The sequence below is a fragment of the Bradyrhizobium sp. Rc3b genome, from assembly GCF_900114915.1.
In the GTDB taxonomy this organism is placed as follows: Bacteria; Pseudomonadota; Alphaproteobacteria; order Rhizobiales; family Xanthobacteraceae; genus Bradyrhizobium.
Window position 1 is genome coordinate 43,810 of record NZ_FOUS01000022.1, and the last position, 13,404, is coordinate 57,213.

Below are 13,404 nucleotides of genomic sequence, written 5' to 3' on the forward strand. Positions count from 1 at the left end.
ATCGACGGGAAACAATGCTGCATGTCGGAAGCAATTACCGGCCGGGCAGACGCTTGGAAGGACCTGCGAGAAGCGATAGGTGGGGCGCGCGTCTCGACTCGCAAGCGCTTGGCATGCCGAAAGTAGAGCCTCAACGGCTGTTCCGATGCAGGTCTCCGGGCCACCTCGAATAGCCGAAACCAGAGAGGCCAATGACCTTGATGTTGAAAATTGTAGCTGTGGCAGCGCTTTTCCTTGGAGAAGTTCTTTCGATATTCGCCGAGTTAATTGCCTCAAGGCAATTCGGAAAGGCCGGTAGCGATCTGGCGATGCTTTGGCCGATGTTTCTCCTGGCATGCTTGGGTGGCATCCTCCTCGTTTTCGGATACGCGCTGGGCTACATGCATCTCAAGAATATTTGGATCATTGTCGCGATATCGGTGGGAGCTATCCTGGTCGTGGAGCCGATACTCACGGTTCTGCTCTTTAGAGACGTGCCGACCGCTGGTTCGCTCATTGGGCTGGTTCTCGGTACGCTTGGTGTGCTCGCTGCCATATTTCTATGAAGGTGATCTCACCGGCGCGGATGGCCGCCGCACTTTGCGATATGCAGCCTGAGGATCTGCGGAAGGTCGATTCAGCAGTTGGGAAGAGGAAAAATATCGATGCTGATCGTCCTTCAGCATCTCGTCACCGGTGTGCGCCGCTAGGTTGTTAAGCTCTTATGTCAAAGTCCCCTGTGGCGAGCGTAGGTCTGCCAATCTATAAGTCTGCTTGACCATAATTCGCCGATTAGGCCCCGACTGTTCTCCTGGCTACCCACTAATGTTTCGGGGACGACTTGAGTCGGTCGGTGTGGACGCAGCCACCGGCAGAGGGGCAAGACTCGTACCGGATGGCGTCGAGGCCAGGGCACCTCAGGCGCGGTGACGTCGCGGCTGCTTACACCGACGCAGTTACCCGCAGTCGCTCTCTTCAGCAACATTGGAGCTCCGATGGAACTGGAAACTTCAGGTGAAGTCGGCTTTCTTGTGCAGCCGCAAGAACGCTTTTGGTCAGCTAGTCGTCAGGCAGGCAGTCTATCCAGACGGGCTGCACATTCGCGACTTTTATCGGAGACGAAGCATGAGAGGCATTGGCCGCGCCGGCGCACCGGAAGTTGGAGCCGCAGGAGCCGGCAACACCGAAGACGTAAGCGGTTCGAGCGTGGAGCCCCGCCTCTTGCCGGGAGGACGCAGTCAATCGTTCGATGCCGTCATAGAGCGGATGCGCTCTGGGCCTCAAGACAGAACCGGGGCGCTTGGCAACTCAACTTCGGATGTGGCGGCGCCATCGCGGGGTGAGATCAAGGCAGCAACGCGAAAAATGGGCAGCCTGCTTGAGGAGCTTGAAGCTAGCCGTCGAGCTGCCACGCACGCCCAGAACTTGCAAGAGGCGCAAGAGCTGATCGATCAAGTCGTCAAAGCAGGCTCAACAGTTCTGGAGTACTACGCGGATCTGCCTGCCAATTTGGCGCGTCGCATTCTGCCGGACGATCGGGCTCGCCGGCTCCGCGATGACACGCTGGACGCGGCCGATGAATGTAACGCAGTGGCCACCCGGATTATTTACGAACTGGAGAAGAAAAGAAAGGAAGCAACAGGCTGGCTCCCGAGGATCAGAGGCACCGGTACGCCCTCCCAGGTGGCCGGCGCGTTTGCAAGCGTGTCGAATCACTATACAGCCTGCATGGAATGGTGGGGAAAGAAGGTGTTGCGCTCGGAGCGAATGCAGTCTGTCTGTGCGGCTACTGCCAACTTGCCAAGCAGCACGCCCGAGATGCGCAAGGCCGAAGAGGCCGCATTAAGACTGCACACCGGCTGGGCTCTCAATACGAAGTGCATGTATCTGCAATCGCGGATCGCTCTCGCGGAGCTCTTGATCGACTCGCGAGCGAGCACGCTCGACCCAGACGTGCGCGACGCCCTCATGGACGAGAGCGGGCGGGTGCGTCTGCTCGGGACCTTCATCGGAGATGTTTTTCCAGCATTCGTCTCGACCGCCGAGGCCGTTCTGAACAGCAACGGGGCACCGCTCGACGCGGAGCATCGCGCCGTTCTGGAAGGTGTCATGGAGCGGCTTTCGGAATTCGCTTCAGGGGTGAGTTCCATGGTTGCCACGCTGAGGGCGGTCGGAACGGGAGCTGACCTTCCGTTGCAGTTGTTGGACGAGATCGTGGAAGGTGCATGGGTTACCGCGAACGAAGTCATGCAGTTGGTGGCAGTGCAGCCAAAGCTAGCAGCCACGATTGAACCGCCGGCTTGGGCTGCGCTGCCGGAAAATACCGCCATGGTAGCCGAAAGCAGTGCAGCGCGCAGAAAGGGCAAAGGAAGGCGCGCAGCGGCCGCAGGCGAGGGGAGTTCGACGGCCCGACCGCCCGAGCCGCAAGTCGCCAGGCTCGATGCGGCCACGGCCCGAACCGGCAAGGTTATCGTGCTCTCGGACCTCGGTACCAAAAAACTCGCGACCGCGGAGGAGGCACGCGCGAGTGCGTCGACCTCTGCTACCCAGCACCTCGAGATGTGGCAGGCTCCGCCCTCCAGGAAAGCACTGGCGGGATTACTCGAGCGACTGGACGAGCTGCTGCAATTTGATCTGCCGGCTCAGCAAAGTGCCGTCTCGCAAGCGCGCCAGATGAAGCCCGAGGACGCCGACCATGTCTTGGATCTCGTCATTAGGCGCTTGCAGACGCAGGCCGCCGAGATTGAGGCCTGTGTAGCCGCGCTGGAGGAGCCTCGCCGACGTGGCCTGCTCACGCCCGCGCAAGTGCCCGAAGTACACGACAAAATACTCCGGCTCAAGGCGATGTGGTCTGAGGTGCAGGGACAGGCAAACTCATTGAAAGCGCGGAAGGCAGCAATCACGAGCGATTGCATGAAGACGTACCCGTTTCCATCGCAAAAGTATCTCGAACAGTTGCACGCGGCGGGGGAACTGGACTCAGTGGGTCCGGCGCAAGCGTTGAAGGGAGAGCCAGGTAAGCTATTCGAGATCAAGCTGCAGCCCAAGGCGCTACGCACCGGCGCGATGCCAAGGCCGATGTGGTTGCACATCCATACCGAGCAGCCGGTTTATGCCTCGCAATTGGCCACGCTGGGCGATCGCGAATTCGCCGCCTGCCACGTGAAGTCCAACGAACAGCGCGGATACAATCAGCATTGGCAGAACGCTCGAGCCGCCGAGGGTCACGAGAATGTCGTGATCCACCGCGGCAAGCTCACTCCTGGGTTCTGTAGGTCCTTGTTAAGCACCGCCGCTGGCCGGGCGTGGCAGCCGCTTCCCGATCCGGAGCACGTTTCAGCGCAGATGGCTCGACTGGGGATCTAGTGAGCTGGTTGCCGCGCGGCGGTGAGCCGTTCGGTGGCAGCGTTCGTTCCTCCAGACCGGCGCGGCGGATTGCTTGATCAGCGCCGAGCCCATCTTACAAAAGGATGAAGCCTGGGAGAGAACTCGCCTCGCGGCAGGGTATCAGTCGGCGGTCAGGAGGGATGTCGGTTGTCCCAGAATCAAGCCGCCATTCCGGGCTGTGGCGAACATCGGCACCCATCCGAGACGTTAGGCCGCTGAGTATTGCAGATGGAAAACATGTACCTGATGCCGGCGGCGATCCGCCGGGATGTAACAGTGCTTTCGCCTGTTTGCCCGCGGCAAACTGGCGCGCAAACCCTCGTCGGAGCTTCAACGGATCGCCGATGGTTCGGTGGCACGGGAGCTGAGCATCATGGCCGCTTCGACGAATCATGCAGGGCGGTGCACGACAACGTCGCCTGTTTGCTAATTTTGCATCAGGCTACGAATCCCAGCATCAAGCCTCCTTGGCCCCCAAAGATGCTGGGGCTCGTGGTTCTACCTTGAGCGTCTCTGCAGCCCAGGCGAACAAGACAATGGTAAGCGATCTTCGCAGTCTTCTCACTCGCTGATGCACATCGCGCGCCCAAGTGTGACTCAGGCGCGTTCGGGAAGCGCATGTGTGGGACTATGCAAACCGACTGTCGCCTTGCTCGGAGGATACAAGCCGCATTCAAGAAAGCGCTGTACTCGAGAGCTCCCAGACATGCATCGACCACTCCGAGGCTCCTCCAGCGTTTGATCATGAAGCAGATTGCAGGTTCCGAGCGGGCTAGCATTGAGCCGTGCGGCGATGTCCGGACTTATCCATTCCCTAGATCGATCTGATCGAGAAAATCAATTTTTACCACTTACAGTGTCGTCATATAGACCGTCGGGGACTGTTGGGGCTAGCCTAGGGAAGCGATTTCTCGAATGAAAAAGTCTGTGTTAGTGACGGCGAGCGCCCTCGCGCTTGCAACGATGGCGGTGCCTCCTTTCGCTGCAAAAGTTGCCGCGCAAGCAGTTGCCGGCAGGGTTGAGGTAGCCGATACATCATATCCTCAGTGCGCGGACGACCCGTTGGATGGTATCTGCGACCTGTTCTTTTGTTTGACCGATCCCTCGTGCGTGCGACACTGAGGACCGATAACAAGTCAAGCAGAGAACGAGGATCGAGCCTCGCGCGGCCGCTTGCTCCGACAGCGGCCGCGTCCTCATACCATTTACATTGGCATATGGTGCTAGCGGCGCCATTTTGTTCTCTCAAAGATGATGAAGCGATTGCTCACTTCCAGCCAGTCGGTGACTACCGCAAATCAGCAACCGCCTCAAAACTGGTCGAATTATCAGGATCTATTGCTTTTTCATGCCACGCCCATAGCGCCCTTTGATTCGATGGTTCGCATTGATTTCGGACGTCATGGATGTCCATTGTTCCCGCAATACCTAGGGTAGCCGTCGTGGTGTTACGAAGGTTCTCGTTTATGATTAGGTGTAAAACAGAGTGGGGCCGTCTCCGGCATCATGAGCATGGCAAAGAGCCCGGCCGGGCTAGCGAAAAGCATGTACCAGGCGGCACGAGCGCGCTCCCGGTGAGGTGGATCAGCTGGGTGACGATCGGCTGAGCTGTGCCTCCGAAAATCGCTATAGCAAAAGCGTAAATCGTCGTGAAGGCGCGACCACGAATGTTCCTGGGCAAACCTTAGGCCATGCTCACGTAGAAGGCGCTATACGGAATCGTTCGATCAGGGTGAGGGCGCCGAGACCTCCCAGAAGTGCGAAGGCACCGCGGCTCTCTGCAATCCAAACCGGATAGGTCATCAGCAATGCAGTATGATCGGCTCGGCAGCTTTGCGTCTGAGCGATTTCGTTCTTCATCTAATTAGGTGAAAAGTCCACTCCGCGGTTGCCGGAGTCTCAAGCAGGTCGCGCTCTCGTGTGTTCTCGCGCTGGCGCGGCTATGGCCTAGCGGCCCGAGCATAGGCTCAAGGTGTAAGCCAAAACGACTGGTCGCAAGCAGAGATCGAAATGAACAAAGTCGGTGCAAGACTGGGTCTGGCCGCGGTCCGCATCGGCCGGGACCTCCTAATCAGTGTTACCGCCAGGTGAATGGAATGCACGACGCAGACCTGCGCGCCGACTGCGAGATCAGGCGGAATGGGAACTGCCTCGGAGGTGATCGCATCAGGCGTGGCAGATGAGGCTGCCGGTTTGTCTCACTTGTTCGAGCTTTGTCAGCTTCTTGAAAGCCAGCCTCCTTAACATTCGAACTTGGCCTCTTGATGACGAAGACGCCCATGTCTGAATTCGTGACGAACTTCAGCTCACTCCCTGGCGGGAGGTCTTCAAGAGGACTTTGTTCTCATAAGAGAACGGAGAGCTTTATGGATCCGAATCCGATCGGTAATGCGCATTCACCAGAATCACCAAAGGCGTACGTCTGGACACAGGAAGATCATGATTTGTTTCGCGCAAATTGGGCAGCGAAACCGGTGACCGTGCGGGGCACTCGGAAGCGGCGTAGTCTTTGCGGGTGCGAGCCTACATGGTCTTGGCGGACGCGGAGGTACTCTTAAGGAGGTGGCAGCAAAGGTCGCGTAGCCGCAACCGACCGTCGCAAATGGCGCAGTCGCTTTGCGTAGCAGTGGGATTGCGCGAGCGAATTTATCGGATGCGAGTCCTGTCAACTGGCCCTACCAGATCTGGGCGTTTTGCAAGCAGTACCTCCACCTTATGGTCACGGTAGATCGCATGCACATAGACGTGCAACCAGCTTCGCAACACGGAAACGAGCGTCATGGCGAACATTAATATCAGCTTCCCATCTATTGCAGGTGCACGCGACGGATAGCGAGCCATCACCAAAAGTCCTTGGATGGAGAGCGCTGGTCCAGAGACGTCGAGGTTTCAGGATGATACGAGGAATGAAGCCGATTGCGCGGATGGTCGTAGCAATAAGGCGCGCGACAGCCATGTACGATCTCGACCGGTGCTGCGCAATCTGGTGGCTTTATCGTCTCCATTTCGGATTCAACGGTGACGCGATGTTGGGGCTCGCCGCCGTCACGGTTGCCCAGGAGAGATCCCGCTGCGGAATTTAGAATCATCGCATTGAGCGCACCCCGGCTGGGCCACCGAGCCTGCCGCAGGTTACGCGCTTGGAACGCGGACAAAGGCGTGGCCCAACGTCAATCGCCTCACGTCCCCCCCAGCGAACAAGGCCGCTGTGACATCTAGCACTGGCGACCTGCGCTGCGGTCGGCACTGATGGCACGCCGCGAAGATCGAACTTGTGCTCGCGCTTAACATCACAAGCTGAAACTAATCGGCGGATGATGTTGCCCATAGAGGCCCTCAACAGGTTCAGACAACCGGACCTAGCGGCGAGTGCCAAAATCGACATCTTGGCGTCGTTAGCAAAGTCTGACGATGGGGAGCAAGGACGCTGCGCTCGCATTCCGCCTGGTGATCTCTGATGAGAAAGAAATACCGCGCTCAGCCCGTAAGGCGAGGGAAAGGGAGTGTGCAACCGATGAAGCGAGTCTTGCCGAGTGCCTTGAGCTGGATTGATCCCCGCGCAGAATCTCTTCGCCCCGCTGCGTTCCGAGGGCGTCAATTACTCGGTGAGCAATTCGTCCCTGCAGACGGTCAGCCCCTCAACCGTCTGCCGCCGGTGAAATAAGCTGTCAATCTCCATCCAGAAGTGCATCTCGGTTGAAGAATGTTTAATGCGAGGACAAGTACGCGTACAAAAATGTAGAGGAGGCAGCTTCTTCTTCCATCATCGCGGCGCTCTGCTCTGGGTTGCCTCGATAGCGATCGCCTGGGTTGAGGATTACGCCTTGACTTCACTTGGGATTGGGCGAGGGCAGGCTAGGTCAAGGGAATTCTGCTCGATCGCTATGGAGTTGCTGCGCACCTACACTGCCTCGCCCGCCGGAACTGTAAGCTCCAAATGTTGAACGCCGCTACAACTGCGCTATTACGGTCGTCCTCGATGAGGTCTGCGCGAGCCTCCCAGTACGAGACGAGCGCTCGCGTTGATGTCACCCCGAAAAATCTGGAGGTGCCAGCACAGGTGAGACGAGGCCCGATCGGCTGAAACAAATCGGTCGCGAAGCGCTTTTCAATGCTCGATAGCGGCGCCCCCTTAGCATCAGGCAGGCTTCCAGAACGTCCATGACGCAGTCCAGCGCACGGTGTTCGTCACGGGGAGCTAAGCGAATGTAACGGTCGTTTCTGCCGGGGAAAGTAGCAGGAAAGCTGCGCCAAGGTTTGACCGACGTTCGAGGACCCCCGTGACCGGGGAGCCGTACCGTGGGGCCGACTGCTTGCGCCTTTGTGTATCCACGGTCCCGCTCAACTTCGGTCGCGCCCGCGGGCACCAGTCACGCTGAATCCTCTTTCCGGCGCTAGCCCGCGCAGTGACGCCGGTAATCTGCCATTGACTAAAATCAAGGGGTACAATTCAGATCCTGTATCTTCTGGTGAACTTCACGGAGGCAAGAGGTCTCATGCGCTACCTTCTCCTTATCGGAGTGCTCTCACTCCCCATCCTCGTCGGCTCAGGATCGCGTTCGACGGCTGGTTCGCGGGCTCATTCGTACACGCCACCGGTACGCCAGGACGTCTATTGTTTGCAGGGACGCAGTTGGGGATATCCGGGCATTTGCCAGTTCTCGACCTATGACCAGTGCATGGCTACTGCATCAATACATACGCCTATTGCGGCATCAATCCGATCTACGCTTTCGAACAGCAAGGAAGACAATCGCGCTAATGTGAATCAGAATTGCTGGTACGCCAAGCGGCGGATTTGAAACATTTGCCCCGGGCAGGCTCCCGTTGCCATTCGTTCACCTTACCTTTTCTGCGCTCGCCTTTTCTCGGATGCCGGCCAAGCCCCGCGGAGGCAGTGGCTGACCCGAGATTCATCAAGACAGCCCCCGAGAAGCCGAAAATTATCAGGCTGTATTTCTTAACATTAGTGGGCCGGCTGCGGTTGTCGATTTGGGCCGGCGGCCGTAGCAGATTGGAGACGGGTCGCCCGGTGCGCTGAGCCAGGGCGGCCCCCACCGCTTTGATTGGCTGCCCGAGTATGGAGCACTCGGCCGCTAGGCGCCAATTCCGAGCAGAAATACGGCGCCTAGGTTTCTGCAATCGCCGCTATCCTGCTTGTTGCGATGCTACATCGCCAAATATCCCTAAGGGAGACCGGCTATTGGTTAGATCACTGTATTTCGCTGTCGCGGCCGTGCTCTTTTGGGGCGCTCTCGGGTGGCTTTTCTACTCTCTTTGGAAGTTGCCGTTCTAATCGTCGGGTTGCCTGGCCTCACGCAATTTCATTCCGAATCGACGCTCTCGAATACTTCCGGGTATTTTTCAGTCTTGCGTCGGCCCGAAGTCGCTCGCCAGGATTTGCTCGTGGGTCCATTGCTTCAACGCATCATCGTTGAGTACCGAGTCGACCAAGGCATTCCAATTCTCACCTGCCTCTCTCCATTTCGTTTTTCGGTCCGGAAGGTTACGCAGCAACCGAAATGCCCTCGTTGCGAACTTGCTTGCCTCTTTCCCTTCGGCAGCCTCGCGGATCATGTCTTTGAACAATTGTTCGGGAAAGGTCCATCCAGTGGCTGTGAAGCGGTCGGCAAACATGTATTCGAACGAGGCGCGAAACACGACCGCGGCTAGCGCATCCTCATATTCCGTGCCAGCGCTGCGCAGGTCGAACCATTGCAGCAGTCTTCGAACTGCTGCCGCAGGCGAAAACTGGCAGTCTCCGAGCGTGAGAGATACGAACATATACGCGATATCTGATTGAAGTTCGTCGTCCAGGGACACGTACCAATGTTTGATTGATTCAATAGGAGTCATGTGACAATTGCTATGAAAACGCGAGAATACAGGATGCGCCTCCGCTCAGGCGCCCTTGATCATGTAGCGCCATGGCTCTCAACCAGCCGACTGCCCGCTGGTGCAATTGTCCAGGAAACCCTGCTTCTCTGCTGTAAGACATCGACGATGGTGCTAGGCGCAATTCGATGGCACGTCGTGGTTGGCTGAAAAATGATGCGTTCCTAACAGAAGAGAAGTATCAAGCAAAGTGTAGGGTGCTGCCTCGTGCAAAATGAACGCATCTCAATCAGTTGTCCTCACATTAGACGGTGAAATCATTCTTACGATTAGTCCAAACTGCGCAACCGAGAAGGACGCGACGAGCTGTCGAGGGATAGCCCATAGCGCCCTGGGGCGGCGCTCGTAGAATACCGCGCCTCGGAGCAAAGGATCGGCCAAGTGTCGCAGAGTTATCGCTTATCATCGTCTCGCGGAACAAGATTCAGAAACGATTGCTAGATTCGACGTAAATCGCTGCGTTGGAGCTTCTGTCGGCGCATCGCTCCTTTAGTATGCGCACAGCCATAGCTTGGAGCACAGAATTTGATGACTCGGCTCCGGCTCGAGCTGTGTTGCAGAGCGGCATAGTAAATCCAAGCTCCCGATCCAGGATTTGGGTTGTGCTCGTTGGGATCGCCGCGGCGAGTAGGTTCGTGGGCTCAAGTGTTGACCGCTAGGCGTCCCGTAGCTGCTGCTCTCTTGAAGGTTCTTGCATCTTTAACGCGGCGTGCAGGCGGGCCTTTTCCAGCCGTTGCCTGACTCCGCTAAGGCAACTAGCCAGCTTTGCAAAGTCGGTAATATCGAGATATCCAGAAACGAACTCCTCGAGTTCTTCCTGCTGTGCCGCAATGCTCGCAAGTTGTCTGCGAGCGCTGTCGGTTAGCGACAGGTTGACGATTCGTGCATCGTTCGCGCAGCGCTTACGCCGCACAAATCGCTTATCCTCAAGCTGTTTCGAATGCCTCGTAATGAAAGCCGACTCAACCTTCATCAACTTTGCAACCACGTTGACCGGAACTCCGTCGCCCTGTTCCAAGTCGATCAACGCCATCAAGATCATCATTTGTGGTGAAGCAAGGCCCAGCGCATGCGCCTGGAAAGAGCGAAGGTCGTCCAGACACACATTAATGGCTCTGATCTCCCACGTGAATCGTCTGAGCACATCCTGACTGGCGGCAGAGCTCTTCCCGAGCCGTCTTTTCATTCCTGGCAGCTTGGACGGCATCAGATTTCAGGGAGCCTCCATCATAAAACTATTCCGGGCGAGAGAGCGCAGTTGGCGGTGGACTAGATATGCGTCTACTTCGAAGCGTCGAATCTCGGGTCAATGAGCATTCCCACCAACTCGCTTCCCTGCCAACCTTCTTTGCAGGCACGTCCGGTGCCGAAGCTGCCTGAGTGCAAAGCACCTTCACACACTCGCCCCTGTGAAATCACTCAAAAATGAACTTTTATATGCAGAATTACGGCTTCATGAACTGCTTTTGCACGCGATTACAGCGTGTAACACTCTGAACGTCGCGAGTCCGCTACAAAAGCGACACTGCTCCGCCACGCGGTTGGACGGCGAAAATTTTCAGGTTGTCGAGAGCTGCTCACTGAATCACTAGAACAACGCGTACGGCGCAGGATCAACCTGTCGGAGCCGGCTCCAGGCTTAGAAAGCAGGAGCTAGAGGTCGGCAATATCTCCTTATTCCATGATAAGTCGCACTCGGGATCGAAAGACAAGTAATCGCAAGTCAGTTCTTCACCAGGTTGTACGTCACGGGCTGTGAAAATTCTGCAATGATCGTCTTGATATGTGTTTGGATGACTGCTGTGATTCATGAAGCGAGCGTTGTCAGCATTATACTCTACCACACCGTCACTAACCTTGTGGTCTCTCGGATAGGCATGCTTATCAAGCAAAGCTTGAAATGTTGGAGCTACAGTCTCGTATTGTTCGGGCGTCACCGCAATGTCTACGATCGGGTTGTGAATCCAAACTAACGCACCTTTAGGCAAACGAGTGGCGGAGAAAAGACCGATGCCGCCAAACTGGTCTGGCTTCAAAATAGTTTCAACGATCAACATTGAAGAAACTTCCCAAATCACTAACACCCAGCAAGCTAGCTGACGTCAGGTGCGAAATCTCCTGCACGAATTGGTAGGGGCGTTTATAGCGCCTCTATCACAATTTGGAGTTCCTCAGCGTTCGTTTCGGCAGCCTAGTGCGGATCGCCATCCGCGGCACCGCCATGGTGCTGGCGCTGGAGGGGCTGCAAATCAGTGGGACGAACAAAGATCCACGTTGATCGAGGCCGCGAGTTCATGCCGCGCGACCGTGACCTGTGGACCTTTTGGCGCGGCGGCACGCTGGAATTTCTCGCCGTCGGCGCCGCCGACAAGTCCTTCATCGAGGCTTTGAAAAGCCGCTTTCAGGCCGAAGGCGTCAATGCCCACTGGTTCCTGGGCCTCGGGGCGCCCAGCACAAAATTGGAGAGATGGGCAGGTATTGCAGCAAAGAGCGCTCGTTGGGAGGTCGGCGGTAGACCAGCGATCTTGCTGCACAATTGCCTCGGTGAAACTAGCTCGCCAACTTGATCACGCTCTGAACAAAAACAAAGGGAGAGAGCTGTTCCGCTCGACGAGGAGCCGCTAATTGCAGGTGCATCGGTGCCACACCGCTTATCTGCAATGCCCCGAACCTGGCTAAGCCTTGCAAGATCGCTGATTATAGTCCATCTGAGCTATCGGTGTTGACTCCTCACGTAGCGGCTGTCCCTGGCGTCTACATTCATGGATGATGGATGAGCCGAACGTCATTGGGTCCTCCCGACCCTAAGAGGGCGGTGTAACGCTCGCCGCGAATGTCGTATTGCTTCATCGGCTGCGCTGCGTCCGGCAAGAGGCCCCAGTGGCCGAGCTTTGAGATCATCGTGATTGGGGCGGGTTGGGTCCCGTGCGAAAAGCTCTCAGGAACGGCGAATGATGCGGCGTATATCTCGCGGGCCGCGGGCGGCCTCGTCTCAGCTCTGGCGGACGCCGGAGCGGCTCGCTCCATCGTCTGTGCAAGCAGTGCTGGCGAGGGCTGATTCGCCGGCTGTGCGCTCGGCTGCGAAACGCTTTCCGATGAAGATCCGAAATGAATGGGTGCGCCTGACAGATTGAGTGGAGAGCTGCTCCTCATCGCCGCCGCGGGCACGAACAGCGCCGTGAAGCGGTCGTTATGAACTATGAAAGGAGCGGGTGGGGTGTCCTGGCTCGGCAGGACGCTGCTACCCTCGAGCGGAGCTGACGTACGTTGGTCGCCGTGCCGCGAGTTGACGGAACGAACGGTGGCTCCTAAATCCACGGCCTGATCATGACGCTCGGGTGGGGCGAGAGAGGACGATGGATTGGCGTTTTCCATCATCGCCCACAGCAGATCTTCATCGTAGCCTTCCGCAGGAAGGACAAACTGGCCGCTCGGCTGAAACGGTGTGCCGGCATTTTCCGTCAGCTCGCGCGGGACCGAATTGCCGGTCTCGCTGAGCTGGCGCTCAAAAGCATCGCCTCCCGTCTGGCTCAATGTCCTCTGCCTCTTCGCAGGCCTCAACTGGCCGGTGCAGTCCTCACCCACCAGGGCAGCGGCGTCCTCGCGTCCGGTGACTGCGTGTTGGAAATGAGAATGGTCGGCCCTCTGGTGCTTACGTCCCAAGATCTCGGCGAGTCTAAGGCCTTCTTCCGACAGATGAGGATAGTAGGGATCAGCAGAAACCGGATGCTCTGCGACCGCAGAGGTACCAGCTTGCGGCACTTCATCCAAGTACGGCTCAAAATCCGCTTGCTGCTGTTGCGCTTGCGGCGCCGAGGCGTTGTAAGCAGCGAACTCTCGGTCGAATGGGTTGATGCTGTTAAATGGGTCCATGTCCGCCCCCGGTTCGAGTGTGTCGCTCTCGCTCTATTAGGACCAGCTGTCTACAAGCTGACGCACTCAGAGAATTCGGTGAGCCGTGGGCCTGCCCGATCGCCACACTTCGCTCGAAAAACGCGCAAGACTGCGCTTCAAGTGGCACACCTTGCGGCATTTCGCGGTGTCCTGCTGGATGGAGGCCGACCTGAACAGGCCTTTGCCGGCCGTAGCAGTCTTTAGGTCAAGGACCGCTACCGCCATCTGTTCAAATCGGACGACCACAAC

General features: G+C 57.4%; 7 protein-coding genes and 1 pseudogene. 4 read left to right on the top strand and 4 right to left on the bottom strand.

Going from position 1 to position 13,404, the window contains the following annotated elements; genetic code table 11:
• Positions 1-191: 191 nt before the first annotated feature.
• The 3 genes and pseudogenes from BM190_RS35740 to BM190_RS35765 all read left to right on the top strand — a co-directional run bounded on the left by BM190_RS35740 (position 192) and on the right by BM190_RS35765 (position 8,128).
• Positions 192-545 (top strand): hypothetical protein, encoded by a 354-nt coding sequence (locus BM190_RS35740; RefSeq protein ID WP_092262207.1) that lies wholly within the window; start codon positions 192-194, stop codon positions 543-545.
• Between the two features lie 559 nt (positions 546-1,104).
• Positions 1,105-3,345 carry a T3SS effector XopP-like protein gene (locus BM190_RS35745; RefSeq protein ID WP_092262276.1) on the top strand — a complete coding sequence of 747 codons (2,241 nt, stop codon included), beginning with the start codon at positions 1,105-1,107 and terminating at the stop codon, positions 3,343-3,345.
• Positions 3,346-7,862: 4,517 nt separating this feature from the next.
• Positions 7,863-8,128 (top strand): annotated as a pseudogene (locus tag BM190_RS35765) (DUF3551 domain-containing protein).
• 602 nt (positions 8,129-8,730) lie between these two features.
• Here the strand turns inward: BM190_RS35765 and BM190_RS35770 are convergent.
• The 3 genes from BM190_RS35770 to BM190_RS35780 form a co-directional block, all read right to left on the bottom strand.
• On the bottom strand, positions 8,731-9,222 hold the full coding sequence (locus tag BM190_RS35770) for a hypothetical protein (protein WP_092262210.1): 492 nt from the start codon (positions 9,220-9,222) through the stop codon (positions 8,731-8,733).
• Between the two features lie 694 nt (positions 9,223-9,916).
• Positions 9,917-10,468 carry a MarR family transcriptional regulator gene (locus tag BM190_RS35775; RefSeq protein ID WP_244550846.1) on the bottom strand — a complete coding sequence of 184 codons (552 nt, stop codon included), beginning with the start codon at positions 10,466-10,468 and terminating at the stop codon, positions 9,917-9,919.
• 406 nt (positions 10,469-10,874) lie between these two features.
• The gene (locus BM190_RS35780; protein WP_092262212.1) at positions 10,875-11,318 is read right to left on the bottom strand and encodes an SET domain-containing protein; all 444 of its coding nucleotides are present in this window, start codon (positions 11,316-11,318) and stop codon (positions 10,875-10,877) included.
• A 237-nt stretch (positions 11,319-11,555) separates the two neighbouring features.
• Here BM190_RS35780 and BM190_RS40005 point away from each other — a divergent pair, with 237 nt between their 5' ends.
• Positions 11,556-11,828 (top strand): hypothetical protein, encoded by a 273-nt coding sequence (locus BM190_RS40005; protein WP_143109150.1) that lies wholly within the window; start codon positions 11,556-11,558, stop codon positions 11,826-11,828.
• A gap of 193 nt (positions 11,829-12,021) precedes the next feature.
• Here BM190_RS40005 and BM190_RS35785 read toward each other — a convergent pair whose 3' ends face one another.
• Positions 12,022-13,134 (bottom strand): hypothetical protein, encoded by a 1,113-nt coding sequence (locus BM190_RS35785; protein WP_092262213.1) that lies wholly within the window; start codon positions 13,132-13,134, stop codon positions 12,022-12,024.
• Positions 13,135-13,404 lie beyond the last annotated feature (270 nt).

Excerpts from the sequence above, each read along its gene's own strand:
- BM190_RS35740 (WP_092262207.1), top strand. The coding sequence starts at position 192 with ATGACCTTGATGTTGAAAATTGTAGCTGTGGCAGCGCTTTTCCTTGGA.
- BM190_RS35745 (WP_092262276.1), top strand. The coding sequence starts at position 1,105 with ATGAGAGGCATTGGCCGCGCCGGCGCACCGGAAGTTGGAGCCGCAGGA.
- BM190_RS35770 (WP_092262210.1), bottom strand. The coding sequence starts at position 9,222 with ATGACTCCTATTGAATCAATCAAACATTGGTACGTGTCCCTGGACGAC.
- BM190_RS35775 (WP_244550846.1), bottom strand. The coding sequence starts at position 10,468 with ATGCCGTCCAAGCTGCCAGGAATGAAAAGACGGCTCGGGAAGAGCTCT.
- BM190_RS35780 (WP_092262212.1), bottom strand. The coding sequence starts at position 11,318 with ATGTTGATCGTTGAAACTATTTTGAAGCCAGACCAGTTTGGCGGCATC.
- BM190_RS40005 (WP_143109150.1), top strand. The coding sequence starts at position 11,556 with ATGCCGCGCGACCGTGACCTGTGGACCTTTTGGCGCGGCGGCACGCTG.
- BM190_RS35785 (WP_092262213.1), bottom strand. The coding sequence starts at position 13,134 with ATGGACCCATTTAACAGCATCAACCCATTCGACCGAGAGTTCGCTGCT.